Raw genomic sequence first — 18,461 nt, forward strand, 5'->3', positions numbered from 1 at the left:
GCCACAACCGAATGGGAACAGATATTCGAATAAGGGGTACGCTGGTTCCATGACCGCGCACCACCTCCAGGGCTCCCTCTTCGACCAGACCGACCAGCTCCGCCTCGGCCCCCTCGACGGGATACGCCGTACGGCGCTGGGGCTCGGCGCCTGGATCGACGTGCTGCCCGGATGGCTCGGCGGCGCCGACGCCCTGTTCGAGGAACTGGCCGCCGAGGTGCCGTGGCGCGCCGAGCGCCGTCAGATGTACGACCAGGTCGTGGCCGTACCGCGACTGCTCGCCTACTACGGCTCGGACGACGCGCTGCCGCACCCGGTGCTGGCCGAGGCCCGGGACGCGCTCTCGGCGTACTACGCACGGGAGTTGGGCGAACCCTTCACCACGTCCGGGCTCTGCTACTACCGGGACGGCCGGGACAGTGTCGCCTGGCACGGCGACCGGATCGGGCGGGGTGCCCGTGAGGACACGATGGTGGCGATCCTCTCCGTGGGCGCGCCCCGCGATCTGCTGCTGCGTCCGCTGCGCGGCGGCGAGTCGGTGCGGCGCCCGCTCGGGCACGGCGACCTGATCGTGATGGGCGGCTCCTGTCAGCGGACCTGGGAGCACTGCGTCCCCAAGACCACCCGCGCCGCGGGACCGCGCATCAGCGTGCAGTTCCGCCCGCACGGCGTGCACTGAGGCGGAGAGGCGGCCGCTTCGGATGCGCGCGGGGGCCGCCCCCGGCGGACGGCGCCGGAGGCGGCTTCCCCCGCTCGCGTCCGGCCCTTGGGCGTCTGGTTGGCTGTCTTCCGTCGAACATCGCTGCGGTCGAGGGGACGGTCATGCGGGCAGAGGTACGCCAAGTCGCCGACGGCACCTATCTGGTGCACGGCAGCAACACCAACTGGGTGATCCTCACGGACGGCGACGCGGTCACGCTGGTGGACACCGGGTATCCCGGGGACCGCCCGCTGGTGCTCGACTCCCTTGAGCAGGTGGGGAGTTCACCGAAGGCGGTCACCGCGGTGCTGATCACCCACGCCCACAACGACCATCTCGGTTCGGCGGAGTACCTGCACAGCACCTACAGCACTCCGGTCCTGCTGCACGAGGCCGAAGTGCCGCACGCCCGCCGGGAGTTCCTCCAACAGGTCACCGTCGGGGACGTGCTGAAGAACGCCTGGCGTCCGGGAGTCCTGCCGTGGATGGTGCACGCGCTGCGCTCCGGAGGCACCGAACAGCATCCGGTCGCCGCGGCCGAGGCGTTTTCGGGCACGGGTGGCCCGCTCGACGTGCCCGGCCGGCCCGTCCCCGTGCACACCCCCGGCCACACGAGCGGGCACTGCGTCTTCCATCTCCCGGACCGCGGGATCGTGATCTCCGGGGACGCCCTGGTGAGCGGCCACCCCACCTCGCGGATCAAGGGGCCGCAGCTGCTGCCCGACATGTTCCACCACGAGCGCGACCGTGCCGTGGCCTCGCTGGACATCCTCGAAACGCTGGACGCCGAGACCCTGTTGCCCGGCCACGGCCCAATGCACACCGGTCCAGTCCGTGAAGCGGCGCGGCGCGCACGCGAACACGCGCTCTAAGGTCACCCCATGGCACTGCAGATCAACGCGACCAACCCGGAGCATCCCGTCCTCCTCCTGGAACTGCCCTGGGATGTTCCCCTGGAGGAGTGGCCCGACGAGTACCTGGTGCCGCTCCCGCGCGGTATCTCCCGCCACGTCGTGCGCTACGCCCGCGCCGGCAGCGAGGTCATAGCCGTCAAGGAGCTCGCGGAACGGCCCGCGCTGCGCGAGTACGAGCTGCTGCGCGACCTGGACCGGCTCGGCATCCCTGCGGTGGACCCCCTCGCTGTGGTCACCGGGCGCGCCGACGCCGACGGCGAGCCGCTGGAACCGGTGCTGATCACCCGGCACCTCGGCGGCTCGATGCCGTACCGCTCGATGTTCGAGACGACGCTGCGGCCCGCCACCATGCACCGGCTGATGGACGCGCTCGCCGTCCTCCTGGTGCGGCTGCACCTGGCCGGGTTCGCGTGGGGCGACTGCTCGCTGTCGAACACGCTGTTCCGGCGGGACGCGGGCGCGTACGCCGCGTATCTGGTGGACGCGGAGACCGGGGATCTGCACCCGACGCTGAGCAACGGGCAGCGCGAGTACGACCTCGACCTCGCCCGCGTCAACATCAGCGGGGAACTGCTCGACCTGGAGGCGTCCGGGGCGCTGCACCCGTCCGTCGACCCGATCGAGTTCGGCATGGAGATCTGCGCCCGCTACCAGGGTCTGTGGGACGAGCTGACCCGCGTCTCGGTGTACCCGGCGGGGAAGTACCACTTCATCGAACGCCGGATCAGGCGCCTGAACGAGCTCGGCTTCGACGTCGCCGAGATGCAGATCGAGCACTCCTCCAACGGCGACACGGTCACCTTCGTGCCCAAGGTCGTCGACGCCGGCCACCACCAGCGTCAACTGCTGCGCCTGACCGGCCTGGACGCCGAGGAGAACCAGGCGCGGCGGCTCCTCAACGACCTGGAGTCCTGGATGGCCACCCAGGACGACTACGCCCCCGGAGATCCCCTCGCCGCCCGGCCCGAGGTGCTCGCGCACCGGTGGGTGCGGGACGTGTTCCGGCCCACCGTGCGCGCCGTACCGCTGGAACTGCGCGGCTCGATGGACCCGGCCGAGATCTATCACGAGTTGCTCGAACACCGCTGGTACCTGTCCGAGCACGCCCAGCACGACATCGGCCTGGACACGGCGGTGGACGACTACCTCAAGAACATCCTGCCGAAGGTGCGCGAGACGCTGGAGCCGACCACACCGGAGTGACCCGGGTCAGCCCGCGGCAGGTGGGGCCGTCGTGCCGCGGACCACGAGGTGGGGCGGGACGACGCTCTCGCCGTCCGGTACGGCCTCGCCGTCGAGGCGGGCGATGGCGCGGCCGACGGCGAGTTCCGCGAGGCGCGGGATGTCCTGGGCGACGGTGGTGAGGTCGATGTGGGCGAGCCGGGACAGGCTGGTGTCGTCGAAGCCGACCACGGAGATCTCGCCGGGGACGGACACGCCGGACCGCAGGAAGGTGTCGAGGACGCCCGTGGCGCAGCGGTCGTTGAAGGCGAGGACCGCGCTCGGCCGGGAGGTCCGGGCCTCGGCGAGCAGGGTGCGGGCGGCCCGCGCGCCGTCGTCCTCGGTGAGCCCGCCGGGCAGCACGCGGACGTGGTCGTCGAGGCCGTGGCGGTGCATCGTGGTGCGGTAGCCGCGTCGGCGGTCGGCGGCGCCGGGCGCCCGGCCGCCGTCGATGTGCGCGATGGCGCGGTGGCCGAGCGCGACCAGGTGGTCCACGGCCTGGCGGGCACCCTCGTCGTCGGCGGTGCGGACGACGTCCACGGCCTGTGGGATGGGCCTCAGCCTTCGGGCCACCGAGACCACCGGCACCTGGGTCGCGAGGTGCGCGAGGCGGGCGGCCGGGACCTCGGGGCCGAGCAGGACGAGTGCTTCGCACCGGTCGGCGAGCAACGCCTCCATGGCCTGCCGCTCACCGCGCGACGGCGCGACGGCGCTGAGGGCCACCTGGTAGCCGGCGGGCTCGGCGGCGGCGTAGATGCCCTCCACCAGGTCGGTGTGGAAGGGATGGCGCAGCCCGAACTGCACGCCGAGGAGGCGTGAGCGGTTGCTGCGCAGCACCCTGGCCCGGGTGTCGGGGCGGTAGCCGATCTCCTCGGCGGCCTTGAGCACCCGCTCACGGGTGGTGGCGCTCGCGCCGTAGGCCCCGCGCATCACGATGGAGACCAGCGCGACGGACACGCCCGCCCGGGCCGCCACATGGGCCAGCGTCGGCCGCTTGCCGTCGGGGACCGCGGGGATGGCCGGCACGGATGTCCTTCCGATCGAGGTGTCGTTCCCTTCCGGGATCGTAGCCGCTTCAAAGGTGCTGGTCCGACGGTACTGCAACGTTCTAGACGCATCCTCCGCGAAGTCTTGACAGAGGCATCGGGCGGTGGCGTACTACTGAAATCTAGAACGTTCTAGAAGAGGGTGAGTGAGTAGTCATGTACACGTTGGCGGTCTGTGCCGAGATGGTCTTCCGGGGCCTGCCGATCCACGAGCGGGCCCGGCGCATCCACGAAGCCGGTTTCCAGGTCGAGATCTGGGACTGGACCCGGCACGATCTGGACGCGCTCACGCGGACCCCGGCCGAGTTCTCGTCGATGACGGGCTACATCCGGGGCAGCCTCACCGACGAGTCGGGCGCCGCCGAACTCCTGCGCACCGCCGAGGAGTCGGTGAAGGCCGCCGATCAACTGGGCTGCCCCCGGCTGAACTTGCACGGCACCGGACTGGACTCCGAGGGCCTGCCGGTGGTTCCGGTGACCGGGGTGCCCACGGGCGCGATGTGGATCGCCGCCCACCGCACCCTGACCCGCCTGGCCGAGCTGGGCGAGAGCGCCGGGGTCACCTTCACGCTGGAGAACCTCAACGCCGCGGTCGACCACCCGGGCGTACCGTTCGCGACGGCAGCCGACACCCTGGCGCTGGTCAAGGCGGTGGACCGGCCGGGCCTGCGCATGAACCTGGACCTCTACCACGCGCAGATCGGCGAGGGGAACCTCATCGAACTCGTCCGCAAGGCCCATGAGTTGGACCTGATCGGCGAGATCCAGGTGGCGGACGTACCCGGCCGCCAGGAGCCCGGCACCGGCGAGATCAACTACCCGGCCATCGCCCGCACCCTCGCCGACATCGGCTACGACGGCACGGTCGCGATGGAGGCCTGGGCCTCGGACGGCGACAGCGAACGCGCTCTGGACCGCTTCCGCACCGCGTTCACCCTCTGACCCGCCACGCATCCACACGGCTTCACACCGCTTCACCCGGCTTTACGGAGAACCCGCATGACCACCCGACTCCCCCTGAACATCGGCCTCGTGGGCGCCGGCCGCATGGGTTCCTTCCATGCCGAGACCCTCGCCCGCCGCCTCCCCGGCGTCCGCCTCGCCGCCGTGGCCGACCCGGCCCCGGGCGCCGCACGGCGCCTGGCCGACCGGCTCGCCTGCCCCACGGCGTACACCGAGATCGGCGACCTGTTCGCGGACCCCGAGGTCGACGCGGTGGTGATCTCGACGCCGGCCCGCACCCACGCCGACCTGGTCGAGGCCGCGGCGCGCGCGGGCAAGGCCGTCTACTGCGAGAAGCCGATGGCGACCACCCTCGCGGACGCCGACCGTGCCATCGCGGCCGCCGCCGAGGCGGGCGTACCGCTCCAGATCGGCTTCAACCGCCGCTACGACACCGGGTTCCGCACCGCGCACGAGAAGATCGTCGACGGCGCGATCGGCACTCCGCAACTGCTGCGCTCGCTCACGCGCGACCCGAAGCTGGCCGACCCGGCCCCCATCCCGCCGTGGACAATCTTCCTCGAAACCCTCATCCACGACTTCGACACCCTGCGCTACCTCAACCCCGGTTCCGAACCGGTCGAGGTCTTCGCCATGGCCGACGCCCTGGTCCGCCCCGACTTCAAGGACCGCGGCCTGCTCGACACGGCCGTCGTCACGATCCGCTTCGACAACGGCGCCCTCGCCACCGCCGAGGCCAACTTCCAGGCGGTGTACGGCTACGACGTACGCGGCGAGGTCTTCGGCTCGGCGGGCATGCTGACGATGGGCGACATCCGGCGCACCCATCTGACGTCCTACGGCGCGGACGGCATCGCGGCCGAGACCGTCACCTACGACCAGGATCTGTTCCACGACGCGTATGTCGCCGAGCTCGCCGACTTCGCCGACAGCGTCCGCACCGCGCGCACCCCGTCGGCCACCGGCGAGGACGCCCGCGCCGCGCTGAGGATCGCGTTGGCATCCATCAGCTCGGTAGAAAAGGGCGTCCCCGTACACATCGAGGACATCCAGGCCTAGGCCGTCTGAGGTCAGGAGACCTCCGGAGCCGGCACCACGGCGACCGGGCACTCCGCGTGGTGCAGCACCCCGTGTGCGACCGAGCCGATCCGCGCGCCCACCGCCGTACGGTGGGCGCGCCGCCCGACGACCATCAACTGGGCGCGCCCCGCGAGGGACAGCAGCACCTGCCCCGCGCTGCCGATCTCCACGTGGTCGACCACGGGCACGTCGGGGAAGCGCTTCCGCCACGGTTCCAGCGCCTCGGCCAGGCCCTTCTTCTCGTACGGTTCCAGGCCGCCGGCCTCGTCGAGGAGCTTCATGGAGCCGGGGCTGTAGGCGAACACCGGCGGCAGGGTCCACGCCCGTACGGCGCGGACGGTAGCGCCACGCGCCGCCGCCGTCTCGAAGGCGAAACCCAGCGCGGCGGCGCTGTCCTCGGGGTCCCCGTGCTGACCCACGACGATCTCGCGCCCGGCGGCCTCCCCGGCGGCTTCGTCCCCGGCGCGCACCAGCACGACGGGTCGTACGGAATCGGCGATCACCTGCTGGCCGACGGAACCGAGCAGGAAGCCGACGACGGTCCCGTGGCCGCGTGAGCCGAGCACCAGGAGTCCCGCGTCGGCAGCGGCGGCGGTCAGCGTGTCGACGGGGTCGCCCTCCAGGACGTCGGTGGTCACGTCCAGGCCGGGGTGGCGTTCGGCGACCGTCCGGGCGGCCTCGGCCGCCGCGTCCCGTACCCAGCGGTCCTGGGTGTCCCGGTCCCCCGCGTCGAGGGCCTGGTGCGGCTCGTACCGCCAGACATGCACCACACGCAGCGCCAGCCCCCGCCGTACGGCCTCCCGGCCCGCCCAGGCGAGTGCGGCGAGGCTCTCCGCCGATCCGTCGACCCCTGCGGTGATCGGTCGTGTCATGCGGTGGCCTCCCGGTGGTGCGGTCACGTGCGTCGGCCCCAGTCTTCACTACGGTGCCCGCATGACCTTGGAGTGGGAGCAGGTAGTGGTGGACTCGGCCGACCCCGTCGCGCTGGGGCACTGGTGGGCCGAGGCGCTCGGGTGGGTGGTGGTGGGCGAGGCGCCGGACGAGTTCGAGATCCGGCCGGAGCCGGAACGGCTGCCGGGGCTGCTGTTCGTGCCGGTGCCCGAGGGCAAGACGGTCAAGAACCGGCTGCATCTGGACTTCCGGCCCGACGACCAGGAGGCCGAGGTGATCCGGCTGCTGGCCCTGGGGGCGCGGACCGCGGACGTCGGGCAGGGCGAGCAGTCGTGGGTGACGCTGATGGATCCGGAGGGGAACGAGTTCTGCGTGTTGCGCTCCCGGCGCCCCTGAGGCCCCCGTCTCGGGTGTAGCGGAGCGCTGCGCGGCGATCGACCATACGATGGTGGGGAGCCGGCGCGGTGACAACAGCGCCGCCGTGCCGTGAAGCCGACCACTCGGGGTGGGAGACGTATGGCACAGGCCGCCGAAGCCGCGGGGACCGTCATCATGACCGTGGCTACTACGCAAGGGCATTGACGTCGCTCGTGTAGCTCTCCGGTGGCCGGCCGCTGATCCGGGTCATCTAGCACCTCGCGGCTCCCGTCGCGGCGCCTTGTTGTCGTGGACGCACGGTCTTTCGAAGTGCCGGTGCGGGGCTGGTCGTACCAGCCTCGCACCTGCCGAAAACTCATCCGTCCTGGTGGGGGCTGGTGTACGGGTGGCGTCGAGCGCGGGCGCTTGTGTTCGGCACCCTGCCGTGGATCGCGTGGCGGGGCGCATGGGCGGTCGTCCTCGCCGCGCTGCTCCTGTGCGAGATCTCGATCACCCTGGCCGACTTCATCGTCGAGGACCAGGTGCGCAAACCGATGGGCGGACTGCTGCCCGGCGAGCGTGTCACCCACACGATCATGGCGATCGTCTACGGGGCGCTGCTGGCCCATCTCATCCCGGTGATCCTGCACTGGCGGCACCTGCCCAGCAGGCTGGCCATCGACTTGGCGCCGGTGCCGTTGTGGTTGCGACTGGGCCTGTCGGCAGTCGCTGTGGGTACCTTCGCCTCCGCGACACGCGACGCGTACGCCGTCATCGGATTTCCGCGCCCACTGGCGCGATGACCATGGCAGGCGCCCGGGGTCGGCGCACGCCAGCCCGGGCCGCCGCAGAGCGGGGCCGCCGAGTGAAGTCCGTACGGCTGCACCGGACGACCTTCGTCGCGGCGGGGATACACAACATCGCATGGGGCTGCTACGCCGTGTACAACCCGCAGTGGTTCTTCCACCTCACCGGCATGGCCGCATCGAACACCCCGCAGATCTTCGCGACGCTGGGCATGGTCCTGGGACTGTACGGAATCCTGTATCTGGAGGTGGCCCGCGTTCCGGCCCGCGGCTGGCTCATCGCGGCGGTCGGGATGACGGGCAAGGTCCTCGGCCCCGTCGGCCTGCTCTGGCTGATCGTCACGGGAAAGTGGCCGGTGGACTCGGTCGTCCTCGTCTCGACCAACGACCTGATCTGGTGGATACCAATCGGCCTCTACCTCAAAGACGCCTGGCCGTGGTTCCTTCGCGATCTCCAGACACCTGAGCGGGATTCCTCGGCAGCGTGGCCCGCGTGGGCAGGATCGAACGTACGGGAATGGGATCGTTCTGGTAACGGGCTTGGCCGCTGCGGACGCATCGCGGGCCGAGGCCCGGGCCCGTCGACGATGGCGGTCCAGACACCTACTGAAATCCCCGGAAGAGACACCTGCGTAACTCCCGAAAGATATCAGTCGTTATACGAGCGCACATCACCAACCTGGCCAGAAACAAGAGGACTTGTTCAATGCCGCACGGCAGCGCACTGCGCAGCGCGATCGCCACTGCCCGCACAACACCTTTGATCGGCGTGTACGACATGTACTCGGCATCGATCGCGGCCCAGCACTATAACGGCTTTTTCGTCTCGGGATTCGGGTTCGCGGCGTCCTACTACGGTCTGCCGGACATCGGCTTCATCGCATGGCCGGACATCGTGGCCTTCACGGAACGGCTCCGCTGGGCCTTCCCCCGACACCACCTGCTGGTGGACATCGACGACGGCTACGGCGACCCGGAGGTGGCCTGTCATGTCGTACGACGTCTGGAACAGGCCGGTGCCTCGGGGGTGATCCTGGAGGACCAGAAGCGCCCTCGCCGGTGCGGCCACGTGGCGGGAAAGCAGCTCCTGCCGCTCGACGAGTACCTCGACAAACTCGAACGGGTGCTGGACTGCAGGACCGAGCTGACAGTGGTCGCACGGACCGACGCCACCGACGACGCCGAGATCCTCACGCGCGCCAAAGCACTCGCCGCCACCGACGCCGATGTGGTGCTGGTGGACGGCGTGCGTGACATCGAGGCGATCCGGCGGATCCGCGACACCATCGGCGACAAGCCCCTGCTGTTCAACCAGATCGCCGGCGGCCGCTCCCCCCGGTTGTCACTGAGCGAGTTGGCGGAACTCGGTGTGGACGTGGCGATCTACAGCACCCCCTGCCTCTTCGCCGCGCACGAGGCGATGGACAAGGCTCTGACCGGCCTCAAGGCGACGGACGGACGGCTCCCGGCCGGAGGGGACGACGCGGTCGGCGTCCCCCAGTCCGTCGAACTGCTCACCCGAAACCTCCGGGGGACGCTGGGCACCCACCACGGCTGACGTCACGGAGGCTCGAAGACGGGCCGGTGGTGATCCGGCTCGGCAACGCGGCACGAGGTCGCGGTCATACCGATTCCCGGGAGGGAGAACGGAGGCTGCCAGCGCCGCATCGGCCACGTCGTCGGGGTGTTGGACTCGTTCAGGGACGGGGGCTGTGTTCATGCGGTGGTGGTAGTGGCCCAGGACGCGACCGACCGGTCCCGGCTCATCGATGTGCAGCGCGCAGCAGCTCGTTCCACCCGTCGGGCTGAGAACGCCGGTACAAGCACCCCAGCGTCCTCCTACCCGGCTCCCCGTTCACGGCCGGTCCCGGCAGTTCCTGGACATGGGGCACCCCTCTGCCCGAACTGCCACATGCTCCTCGATACCGGCTCGTACGTCCTGAAAGGCGAACGTGTCCTGGACCTCGGCTCCGGCGGTGGCATCGACGTACTGCTTTCCGCTCGCCGCGTCGGCCCCACCGACAAGGCGTACGGGCTCGACACGACCGAGAGAGATGCTCGCCCTCGCGCTCGAGAATCAGCAGAAGACCGGCGCTGCCAACGTCGAGTTCCTCAAGGGCACCATCGAGACCATCCCGCTGCCCGCAGACACCCTGCACGTCGTCATCTCCAACTGCGTCATCAACCTGTCCACCGACAAGCCCGCCGTCTTCGCCGAGATGATCCGGGTCCTCAAGCCCGGCGGCCGGATCGGAATCTCCGACGTCGTCGCCGACGACACCCTCACCCCCGATCAGCGTGTCGAGCGCGGCGACCACGTCGGCTGTATCGCCGGAGCCCTCTCCTTCGTCGAGTACCGCCAGGGCCTCGAAGCCGCCGGGTTCACCACCATCGAACTCAGCCCCACCCAGCCGGTCGTCGACGGCGTGCACTCCGCCATCGTCCGCGCCGCGAAGCCCACCACCAGCAACAAGGCTGCGACGAGCACGGGCAGCGACTCCTGCTGCGGCCTCACCGCCTGCCGCACTCCCGCTGAACAGGCCGACGACCCGGACAACACGGTTGCCGAGGCCAAGAGCGCATCCGGCTGCAACTGCGGCTGACAGCACGCCGGTTCGACACCTCACCTCAGGGCGGCCTCCCGCAGCCCCTGAGAGCGACACGAACTCCCTCCTGAACGGGACATCGGAGCCCGCGCTGATCCAACTCAAAGAGACGCGACCAGCGCGGGACACACCCACCGCGCGAACAAAGAGGGCATGGAGAGGCTGGTCCGCATGGAGTGACCCCCGAGATTCCGACACCTGGACGCTGGGTGTTTCGTCATCCAGGGGAAGTGATCCATGGTGGCAAAGCGAAGGAATTTCCCGGACGAGTTCAAACGGGACGCGGTCGACCTCGTGCGTTCCTCGAAGGACCGCACTCTCACCGACATCGCCCGGGGCCTGGGCATCCATCTGGAAACCCTGCGGAAGTGGGTCCGCGAGGACGCCACCCGGCGTTCATGGACACTGGACGGCGGGGGTGATTCCAGTATGAGCGCCGGCGAACAAGAGGAACTCAGGCGCCTGCGGCGGGAAAACGCCCGGCTGAAGGAGGACAACGAGATCCTCCGGAAAGCTGCTGCCTACTTCGCACGGGAGACGACACGGTGATCCGCTTCCGTTTCGTCGACGAACACCGGAACGCCCACGGCGTGAAGCGGATGTGCGACGTCCTGGGCTGGGACCGCTCCGGCTACTACACCTGGCACAAGACCAAGGAGACACGACAGCAGCGGGTGGATGAGGAAGAAGAACTGGCGCGACAGATCCGGGAGATCCACACTGATTCCCGGGGCGCCTACGGAGCCCTGCGTATCACCCGCGTCCTGCGAGTGCAGGGGCACGTCGTGAATCGAAAGCGCGTCGCGCGGGTCATGCGGGAACGGCAGATCGCCGGGACAACACGCCGGAAATCACGGTCGCTGACGAAACCGGATCGCACGGTGCCACCGGCCCCCGACCTCATTCAGCGGGACTTCACCGCACCGATGCCGGGCCTGAAGCTCGTCGGTGACATCACGTGCCTGCCCACAGCCGAGGGGTGGCTGTACCTGGCCACGGTGATCGACCTGTGCCCGCGTGAAGTCGTGGGCTGGTCGATGGCAGACCACATGCGAACGCAGCTGGTCGATGACGCCATTCGCATGGCTCACGTCGGCGGTCATACGGCCGGTAACGCGATTTCCCACACCGATCGCGGGTCGCAATATACGTCAGTCCAATTCCGGGAAACATTGGCAGAGTTGGACGTCCGGCAGAGTACGGGCCGAACCGGCTCGTGCTTCGATAATGCGGCCGCGGAGAGCTTCTTCGCCGTACTCGAGTCCGAGATCGGCACCACCGCTTGGCCGACCCGGAGGCAGGTCCGGCAGGACGTATTCGGATGGATCGCGCAGTATTACAACCGAGAGCGGATCCACTCGACCATCGGCTACCTCACCCCGTATCAGGCACGGGCCCGCCATCAGCAACGCCTCGATCTCGCGGCATAAAACGGAAGTGTCGGACCTCGGGGGGGCACTTCAGCCGCCAATCCAGCCCCACCCTTCCGTCAGGAGGGAGCCCGCCCTACTCGACGCCGCGTGCACCGTGTACCCCTACGCACCGGGGACGACCGGTCAGAGTCGACCCGGGGTACGGCAAGACTGCATTCTCCATGGGATACGCGCACCGCTAATCCCATATCTTCACAGCAATATCTACACTTTGTGACTTGAGATTTATTTCATTCACGGTCAAAAGCGCGGTGTGGCCGCCCCCTGTTCCAAGGCACACACTACCACCGGCGTTCACCGGAAGTTCGCTGAGGCCCCTAGTCGCAACCAAGTCCGAGCATTCCTGAGAATTGGAGTTGTTCTCAGCTGACGCTAGGAGAGAACCACTTGCCAGAGTTGCCTTTTGGGCCGTAGTGACTTCTTTTACGTTGAAATCGGCCCATACCCAAGATGTGTTCACCTGGGGTGGAGCACTATCCAACTCCACACCGTTTTCTCCGGCGGAAACTAAGAGCGTTCCCTCCCAGCGAATTGAAGATTCTTCTTGCGGTGACGGACCTGGCGACCCACCGGAAGCCCCTCCCCCCGATGCCTTGACAGTGACGGTCGCTGTCGCTGTCACAGCGGATGCACTTGGCGAATCCACCCCTGCTGCGGGTAACGCCAAAAAACCCAGGGCGACTCCCGCAACCCCTACGAGGGTGTTGATTAGAACTGAGACAGATTGCCACCATGGCGTTTTGGGTGGCGCGGGTGGCATCGGTGGTTGTTGGGACACTATCTTTCCCCCCGAAGTTAGCGTGCCCCCATGCTGCCTGCACCCTGTGCACCATCACCACTTACAATCGATATTGTTACGTATGTGAGGCTGAAATCATCAATTTCCGAGCTTCCGCATCAAAAAGCGACATGTTAAGCAATGAGGTTTTCTCAACGCCGGTTATTTCCATTGCCTGTTGAGGACGAGTGCCGCTCGAGCGATGTCGCCGATCCGGCAGGGGCTGAGCGTGATCCGTTTGAGGGTGCGCCAGCGTTCTTTGAGCTCGGCGGCGGTGCGTTCGCCGAGGGCGCGCACGCCTCAGAGCAGGGCGTTGTAGGTGCGGGTGTCGGCGTGAAGGTCCTGGTGGGAGATGCCGTGCGGCTTCTTGAACGGGTGGCGGATCCCGATCCCGGCGCCTTGGTAGCCGGAGTCCGCCAGAGTGGGCAGCCCGTCGGCGGCGGCCTTGTACAGGGCGGGCAGGGAGTGCTCACGGGCGGCGGTGATGTCGGGTGTCGAGCCGGGCTCGGCGTCGGAAACCCAGAGCGGGGTTCCGTTCGGTGCGGACAGGAACTGCACGTTCGCGCCGAAGGACCGGTGCTTCCCGGAGTACCAGGTGTCGATCTCCTTGCCCTCCCCGTTGAGGTGGACGCCGGCGACGCGGTCGGTCTCGATGAGGGTGCCGTCCAGGATCACATGGGGCACCCCTTTGTTTGGCAGTCTTCCAACACCGCGTGCAGGTCAGGGGCTTGGGCGGCGAGGACGTCGATGGCCTCGTGGAGGTAGCGGTAGCCGGTGGCCTGCGAGATCCCGGCGTCACGGGCCACACAGTGCAGGCAGCCACGCTCGCGGAACCAGCGCAGCACCATGACCGCCTGCCGGAAGGGTCCCAGCGCCCGGGAGCCCTTCTGTGTGCCCAACGCCTTGCGGTGGGCGGCGAGTTGTCGCGCGAGGTACTCCACCACATGGCGCGGAACGTCGAGCATGGCAACATAGGTGACCAACGTGAAGCCTCTGGGTGCACGGAACTTGATCTTGGCAGACCTGTTTCCAGGGGCTTTACGTCTGCCCACAGCCGGAGTCCGCACCGCCCGATCCACCCCGGAACGCGATGTTCAGCCCGAATCGCGCAGTTCATTTCGTTGAGAAAACCTCATTCCTCGAGGCTGATAAGTCGACAGATCAGGTGTTCGCGGTAACGGACCTTCGCCCCTGGCCCGCAGTGCGTTCGTGGCCCGCCATCGCCTGGTGCTCGACGCGGCGGCGGTCGCGCATCGGGTGGGGGCCGGGCAGGTCCGACAGTCCGTCGGACGACTACGGTCACCGGCCCCGCGGCGAAAGCCTCGCCCTGGGTAGCCGCTCCTGCACCCGGTCCGGCCAAGCCGCCGGATCAGTGCCGTGTTGGCACAGGAAGGCGAACATCAACCGTTCGAGGCCGAAGCCGACGCAGCCGCTGTGGGCGATGGCGCCGTCGGCTTCGCGGATGTCGAAGCGCTCGGCGAAGAACTTGTCGTGGAAGTTGAAGGAGGCGGCCGCGATGGTTCGGTCGGGGCCGGTCTTGAGCCTCAGTTCGTACTTGAGCTCCAGGAGGCGCTGGGACACGGTCTTCGCGATCCCGTCCTCGGCGGAGAAGAACGGGTCGTTGGCCACCTCGGCGTGGCCTTCGAGGCCGAGGTCGGTGATGAGCTCGAAGGTCAGGTCCATGAAGCGGCGGCGGGAGTCGGTCACGAAGTCGCGGGATCCCATGAACACGATCTCGCGGATCGTGAAGTCCCAGAGGCGTTCCAGCGTCGTCGCGTAGCGCGATTCGAAGCGGAAGGACTTCCCCTTGGCGGTCACGACCCGGTCTCCGGAGCCGGGGAGCCGTGTCCCCTCGTGCTGGTTGAAGGTATGGAAGCACATCGTGGGCGGGAGGCAGTAGTCGACGTTGTCGCAGTCGGCCAGGATGTCGGCCGACACCCGACGGCGCTCGGCGTAGGCCTCACGGAACGCTCCGTAGGTGCGTGAGTCGCTGTGCAGCCTCGTCACGAACATCAGGAACTGCGGGAAGGACGCGAAGTAGTCGCACTTCTCGAGGACGCGGGTGGGTATCAGGGTCGGATACCGGAACTCCACGGCACCGAACTCCCCCACGACGAGGTCCCGGATCATGTCGTCCAGGCAGTCCATGAGGGCGAGCAGGTTGCCGCCGATGCCGATCTGGCCCTCGCCGAGCGAGCACGCCTCTCCCGCGATGACCAGGTCGTCGAAGACCTCGGGCCGCGCTGGGCGCCGGACGCCCGACTCCCAGATGACCTTCCTCCGGAGCACACCGTGCGGCTGGACTTCGGATGCGACGACCGCGGCCGCACGCGCCGCGAGCTCTTCCACGTCGACCGCGGTGTCGGTCTTCACGTCGATCGACGTGATCAGTCCGTCTTGCTCCACCAGCGAGAAGTCGGAGATCCGCGAGTCCACGAAGTAGACCCGGCGCGCGATCTCCGGTGCGAGCGCCGCGTCCAAGGGCGTCGGCAGGATCAGGTTCGCCTCAGGCATGACGTACGGCACCGGTCTTCGCCAGCACCAGATCCGCGATCGCCGAGATCGACCGGAAGCGGTCGATGTCCAGGTCCTCGGGCGTCACCGTCACCTGGAACTCCCCCTCGATGAACACGACGAGCTGCATGGCGAAGAGCGAGTTGACGATGCCGGCCGCGAAGATGTCCTCCTCGTCGGCCAGGACGTGCTCGCCCATGTGGGGGGCGAGGAAGGTGCGGACACGGTCGATGACGTCGCTGCGCGACATATGAGCCTCCTTGGGGGACAGATCGGGCGTCTCAGCGTGCGTACTCGTAGAACCCCCGGCCGCTTTTCACACCGAGCAACCCGGCATGGACCATCTTCTGAAGCAGCGGAGCCGGTCGGTACTTGGGATCCCGGTAGCTCTCGAAGAGCACCGTCAGAGAATTGAGGATGGTGTCCAGGCCGATCAGATCGCCGGTCTCCAACGGCCCCATCTTGTGACCGAAGCAGCCCTTGAAGATCCGGTCCACGTCCTTGGCCGAGGCGACCTGATCCTGGACGCAGAACACGGCCTCGTTCACGGTCAGCATGAGGACCCGGTTGGTGATGAAGCCCGGCAGGTCGGCCACCACCACGCCCTCCTTGCCGATCCGGCCCAGCAGTTCCAGGCCCGCGGCCATGGTCTGTTCGGAGGTGTGGAATCCCCTGATCACCTCCACCATGGGCATCAGCGGGACCGGATTCATGAAGTGCATCCCCAGCACCTGCTCCGGACGCCCGGTCACGCCGGCGACCCTGGTGATCGAGATCGCCGAGGTGTTGACCGCGAACAGGACGTCCGGCTTGCAGATCTCGTCGAGGCGGAGGTAGACATCGTGCTTGACGTCCCAGTCCTCGGTGACGTTCTCGATGACGAAGTCCGCGCGCTCCAGCAGTTCCAGTCCGGTGCCGAAGGTGATGCGGTCGAGCACGGCGGGCGGGTCGGCGACCACCTCGCGCTTGGTGTACAACCGCTGGAGACGCTGGAGTTCGGCGATCGTCTTACGAGCGTCGGCGAGCTGCGCTTCCGAGATGTCTGCCAGGACGACGTCGAAGCCGTGTTCTGCGAAGGTGTGCGCGACCCCGCGCCCGATGGTTCCGGCGCCGACCACGCCGATCGTCCGAATGTTCATCTGGTCGCCCCCTGTCATGGTGTTGGCCTCTTCTCTTCGCGCGACGTCACAAGCCCGCCCCGGTCGCGGCGGCGCCCAGGATGGACTGGAGGAGCTGACTGGTGCCCTCGATGATCTCCATGACCTTCGCGTCCCGCAGGTAGCGCTGGACCGCCGCCTCGCTCCCGATGCCGGCGGCGCCGTGGATCTGCACGGCGTCCGCCGCCGCCCGCATCGCCGCCGTGGAAGCGAAGTACTTCGCCACAAGGGTCTGGTTGATGGCTTCAGGGTCGCGGGCCGCGCGCGCCAGCCCGGCGCGGTGGCAGAGCAGCCGGGCCGCTGTGCTGTTGACGTGCATGTCCGTGAGCATCGCCTGGACGAGCTGGTGGTCCCGGATCGGTCCGCCGCCCTGCGAGCGTCGGGTCGCGTACGCCGCGGAATCCTCGGCGCAGGCGCGCGCCAGACCGACCGAGCCCCAGGCGGTGCTGTACCGCCCCACGTCCAAGGCGGACGACGCGACGAAGGTCAGACCCGTCCCCGGCCGGCCGACCAGGTTCGCGGCCGGGATCCGGCAGTCGGTGAACGTCAGCTCCGCCAGCAGTGAGCCGCGCAGTCCCAGCAGGTCGACGATCGGGCTGATGTCCAGGCCCGGGGCGTCACGCTCCACCAGGAACGCGGTGTGCTTCCCGTCGTACTGCGCGAACACCAGGAACACATCGGCGATCGCGCCGAAGCTGATCCACTTCTTGGTGCCGCGCAGCACGATCTCGTCGCCGGCCGGCTCCGCCGTGGTCGCAATGCTCTTGGCGTCGCTGCCGATCCCGGGCTCGGTGAGCGCGAACGCCGCGATCGCCTCGCCTGCGGCTATCGGTCCGAGCCAGCGGGCACGCTGGGCGTCGGTGCCCCATCGCCACACAGAGTGCGCCACCATGTCCGACACGGCGACGAAGTTGCGGACGTTCTGGCAGGCCCAGCCGATCTCTTCGGTGAGCAGTCCGTACTCCAGCGGATCCAGGGCCGGGGCGCCGCCAGGACCCGGGATCATCGCGGACAGCCATCCCTCGGCCGCCAACGCCTTGACGACGTCGCGGGACAGCGCCTGCCGGGCGTCCGCCTCCACCGCCCGCGGTCGGATCGCGTCGGCGGCGAACGCATGGAACCGCTCGCGCCCCGCGGACTGTTCGGTGGTGAGCAGATTCCTCATCGAAGCGCCCACCTGCCATCCAGGGGTTTTTCGTTCGCTGATGTGGTGACATGACGACACGGGTCAGGACTGTTCATGCGTGCCCCCGGCACAGGTCGGCGAGATGATCGAGGAAGGAATCGACGAGGTCGTGCGCGACGGCGGCGGGCAGGACCGACGTGTGGTACTGGAACATGCCCCGGATCCCGGCCTGGCCGTAGTGCACGATGAGCGCCGCGTCGAACTTGGGCTGCGGCAGCCGGATCACGTACTCCGCGCACCTGAGGCCCGGCAGGTCCAGCGGGGTCTGCGCGTCCATGCTCAGATACAGCTGCGGGAACTGGCGCGGCCTCGGCCGCACGTCCTGGAGCAGTCGGTTCGCCACCACCTGGAACGGGATGTCCTGGTCCGTGACCGCGCCCACGAGGCGTTTGGCGGTCGCCATGAGCGCGGCGGCGTCGGTGGCTTCGGTGTCGGCCGCTCCCTTGCCGTGCATCAGTACGGTGTTCAGCAGACAGGACACCACGCGCTCTTCGTCCTCGGCGGTGTGCCCGGCGACCACACACCCCATCAGGAACTCGCGCAGGCCCAGCACTTCCCCTACGGCGCGCTGGTAGGCGGTGGCCAGCACCGCCGGCTCGGTCACCCGGGCCGCCCGCGCCGCCGCGCGCAGGCCAGGCAGCCGGCCGCGTCGGTCGGAGATGACGACGACCTCGGGCCGCCCGGCGCCATCGACCCGGGCACCCAGCGGCACCGGGTCTAGGTCGGCGTACCGCTCGGCCAGGGCGGCGGCCCGGCCGTCGACCCGGGGGTCGGCGGCGTGCGCCAGATGGCGGCGGTGCACCTCGGCC

At 68.7% G+C, this 18,461-nt stretch carries 18 protein-coding genes and 2 pseudogenes; 12 read left to right on the forward strand and 8 right to left on the reverse strand.

Features of this window, described 5'->3' with window-relative positions; all coding sequences use genetic code 11:
* The first annotated feature begins 49 nt into the window (after positions 1-49).
* From ACFWP5_RS18805 to ACFWP5_RS18815, 3 genes are all read left to right on the forward strand, one after another.
* The gene (locus ACFWP5_RS18805) at positions 50-679 is read left to right on the forward strand and encodes an alpha-ketoglutarate-dependent dioxygenase AlkB (protein WP_384157215.1); all 630 of its coding nucleotides are present in this window, start codon (positions 50-52) and stop codon (positions 677-679) included.
* Positions 680-822: 143 nt separating this feature from the next.
* Complete coding sequence (locus ACFWP5_RS18810; RefSeq protein WP_384157218.1) at positions 823-1,572, forward strand: MBL fold metallo-hydrolase; 750 nt, start codon at positions 823-825, stop codon at positions 1,570-1,572.
* A 9-nt stretch (positions 1,573-1,581) separates the two neighbouring features.
* Positions 1,582-2,817 carry a DUF4032 domain-containing protein gene (locus ACFWP5_RS18815; RefSeq protein ID WP_384157221.1) on the forward strand — a complete coding sequence of 412 codons (1,236 nt, stop codon included), beginning with the start codon at positions 1,582-1,584 and terminating at the stop codon, positions 2,815-2,817.
* A gap of 6 nt (positions 2,818-2,823) precedes the next feature.
* On the opposite strand, the gene ACFWP5_RS18820 is transcribed toward ACFWP5_RS18815, so the two are convergent.
* The gene (locus ACFWP5_RS18820) at positions 2,824-3,861 is read right to left on the reverse strand and encodes a LacI family DNA-binding transcriptional regulator (RefSeq protein WP_384157224.1); all 1,038 of its coding nucleotides are present in this window, start codon (positions 3,859-3,861) and stop codon (positions 2,824-2,826) included.
* Between the two features lie 176 nt (positions 3,862-4,037).
* Here ACFWP5_RS18820 and ACFWP5_RS18825 point away from each other — a divergent pair, with 176 nt between their 5' ends.
* Positions 4,038-4,823: a TIM barrel protein gene (locus ACFWP5_RS18825; protein ID WP_384157227.1), complete on the forward strand. Its 786-nt coding sequence runs from the start codon at positions 4,038-4,040 to the stop codon at positions 4,821-4,823.
* Positions 4,824-4,880: 57 nt separating this feature from the next.
* On the forward strand, positions 4,881-5,903 hold the full coding sequence (locus tag ACFWP5_RS18830; RefSeq protein ID WP_384157230.1) for a Gfo/Idh/MocA family oxidoreductase: 1,023 nt from the start codon (positions 4,881-4,883) through the stop codon (positions 5,901-5,903).
* Between the two features lie 11 nt (positions 5,904-5,914).
* On the opposite strand, the gene ACFWP5_RS18835 is transcribed toward ACFWP5_RS18830, so the two are convergent.
* Entirely contained in the window at positions 5,915-6,796 is an 882-nt protein-coding gene (locus ACFWP5_RS18835; protein WP_384157233.1) for a universal stress protein, read from the reverse strand.
* A gap of 61 nt (positions 6,797-6,857) precedes the next feature.
* Here ACFWP5_RS18835 and ACFWP5_RS18840 point away from each other — a divergent pair, with 61 nt between their 5' ends.
* From ACFWP5_RS18840 to ACFWP5_RS18870, 7 genes and pseudogenes are all read left to right on the forward strand, one after another.
* Positions 6,858-7,211: a VOC family protein gene (locus tag ACFWP5_RS18840; RefSeq protein ID WP_384157236.1), complete on the forward strand. Its 354-nt coding sequence runs from the start codon at positions 6,858-6,860 to the stop codon at positions 7,209-7,211.
* 389 nt (positions 7,212-7,600) lie between these two features.
* The gene (locus ACFWP5_RS18845) at positions 7,601-7,975 is read left to right on the forward strand and encodes a hypothetical protein (protein WP_384157238.1); all 375 of its coding nucleotides are present in this window, start codon (positions 7,601-7,603) and stop codon (positions 7,973-7,975) included.
* Positions 7,976-8,037: 62 nt separating this feature from the next.
* A complete protein-coding gene (locus tag ACFWP5_RS18850; RefSeq protein WP_384157241.1) occupies positions 8,038-8,742 on the forward strand; it encodes a hypothetical protein in 705 nt (234 codons plus the stop codon).
* Positions 8,685-9,536 (forward strand): oxaloacetate decarboxylase, encoded by an 852-nt coding sequence (locus ACFWP5_RS18855; protein ID WP_384157244.1) that lies wholly within the window; start codon positions 8,685-8,687, stop codon positions 9,534-9,536. The genes ACFWP5_RS18850 and ACFWP5_RS18855 overlap by 58 nt, the downstream gene beginning before the upstream one ends.
* 174 nt (positions 9,537-9,710) lie before the next feature.
* Positions 9,711-10,581, forward strand: a pseudogene (locus ACFWP5_RS18860) (methyltransferase domain-containing protein).
* Positions 10,582-10,821: 240 nt separating this feature from the next.
* The gene (locus ACFWP5_RS18865; protein WP_384157247.1) at positions 10,822-11,133 is read left to right on the forward strand and encodes a transposase; all 312 of its coding nucleotides are present in this window, start codon (positions 10,822-10,824) and stop codon (positions 11,131-11,133) included.
* On the forward strand, positions 11,130-12,014 hold the full coding sequence (locus ACFWP5_RS18870; protein WP_384157250.1) for an IS3 family transposase: 885 nt from the start codon (positions 11,130-11,132) through the stop codon (positions 12,012-12,014). Before ACFWP5_RS18865 ends, ACFWP5_RS18870 begins: the two co-directional genes overlap by 4 nt.
* A 943-nt stretch (positions 12,015-12,957) precedes the next feature.
* Here ACFWP5_RS18870 and ACFWP5_RS18875 read toward each other — a convergent pair.
* From ACFWP5_RS18875 to ACFWP5_RS18900, 6 genes and pseudogenes are all read right to left on the reverse strand, one after another.
* Positions 12,958-13,778 (reverse strand): annotated as a pseudogene (locus ACFWP5_RS18875) (transposase family protein).
* Between the two features lie 316 nt (positions 13,779-14,094).
* Positions 14,095-15,309, reverse strand: coding sequence for a hypothetical protein (locus tag ACFWP5_RS18880; protein WP_384157253.1), 1,215 nt, complete (start codon positions 15,307-15,309; stop codon positions 14,095-14,097).
* On the reverse strand, positions 15,302-15,559 hold the full coding sequence (locus tag ACFWP5_RS18885; RefSeq protein WP_384157256.1) for an acyl carrier protein: 258 nt from the start codon (positions 15,557-15,559) through the stop codon (positions 15,302-15,304). The genes ACFWP5_RS18880 and ACFWP5_RS18885 overlap by 8 nt, the downstream gene beginning before the upstream one ends.
* Positions 15,560-15,590: 31 nt before the next feature.
* Positions 15,591-16,466 (reverse strand): 3-hydroxyacyl-CoA dehydrogenase family protein, encoded by an 876-nt coding sequence (locus ACFWP5_RS18890; protein WP_384157259.1) that lies wholly within the window; start codon positions 16,464-16,466, stop codon positions 15,591-15,593.
* 28 nt (positions 16,467-16,494) lie between these two features.
* Positions 16,495-17,631: an acyl-CoA dehydrogenase family protein gene (locus tag ACFWP5_RS18895; protein WP_384157262.1), complete on the reverse strand. Its 1,137-nt coding sequence runs from the start codon at positions 17,629-17,631 to the stop codon at positions 16,495-16,497.
* Between the two features lie 73 nt (positions 17,632-17,704).
* A partial coding sequence (locus ACFWP5_RS18900; protein ID WP_384157265.1) for a hypothetical protein occupies positions 17,705-18,461 on the reverse strand: 757 nt, incomplete at its 5' end.

The sequence above is a fragment of the Streptomyces sp. NPDC058469 genome (assembly GCF_042721125.1).
Classification (GTDB): domain Bacteria; phylum Actinomycetota; class Actinomycetes; order Streptomycetales; family Streptomycetaceae; genus Streptomyces.

Excerpts from the sequence above, each read along its gene's own strand:
- ACFWP5_RS18840 (WP_384157236.1), top strand. The coding sequence starts at position 6,858 with ATGACCTTGGAGTGGGAGCAGGTAGTGGTGGACTCGGCCGACCCCGTC.
- ACFWP5_RS18865 (WP_384157247.1), top strand. The coding sequence starts at position 10,822 with ATGGTGGCAAAGCGAAGGAATTTCCCGGACGAGTTCAAACGGGACGCG.
- ACFWP5_RS18835 (WP_384157233.1), bottom strand. The coding sequence starts at position 6,796 with ATGACACGACCGATCACCGCAGGGGTCGACGGATCGGCGGAGAGCCTC.
- ACFWP5_RS18830 (WP_384157230.1), top strand. The coding sequence starts at position 4,881 with ATGACCACCCGACTCCCCCTGAACATCGGCCTCGTGGGCGCCGGCCGC.
- ACFWP5_RS18890 (WP_384157259.1), bottom strand. The coding sequence starts at position 16,466 with ATGACAGGGGGCGACCAGATGAACATTCGGACGATCGGCGTGGTCGGC.
- ACFWP5_RS18810 (WP_384157218.1), top strand. The coding sequence starts at position 823 with ATGCGGGCAGAGGTACGCCAAGTCGCCGACGGCACCTATCTGGTGCAC.
- ACFWP5_RS18880 (WP_384157253.1), bottom strand. The coding sequence starts at position 15,309 with ATGCCTGAGGCGAACCTGATCCTGCCGACGCCCTTGGACGCGGCGCTC.
- ACFWP5_RS18805 (WP_384157215.1), top strand. The coding sequence starts at position 50 with ATGACCGCGCACCACCTCCAGGGCTCCCTCTTCGACCAGACCGACCAG.
- ACFWP5_RS18885 (WP_384157256.1), bottom strand. The coding sequence starts at position 15,559 with ATGTCGCGCAGCGACGTCATCGACCGTGTCCGCACCTTCCTCGCCCCC.
- ACFWP5_RS18815 (WP_384157221.1), top strand. The coding sequence starts at position 1,582 with ATGGCACTGCAGATCAACGCGACCAACCCGGAGCATCCCGTCCTCCTC.
- ACFWP5_RS18895 (WP_384157262.1), bottom strand. The coding sequence starts at position 17,631 with ATGAGGAATCTGCTCACCACCGAACAGTCCGCGGGGCGCGAGCGGTTC.
- ACFWP5_RS18825 (WP_384157227.1), top strand. The coding sequence starts at position 4,038 with ATGTACACGTTGGCGGTCTGTGCCGAGATGGTCTTCCGGGGCCTGCCG.
- ACFWP5_RS18855 (WP_384157244.1), top strand. The coding sequence starts at position 8,685 with ATGCCGCACGGCAGCGCACTGCGCAGCGCGATCGCCACTGCCCGCACA.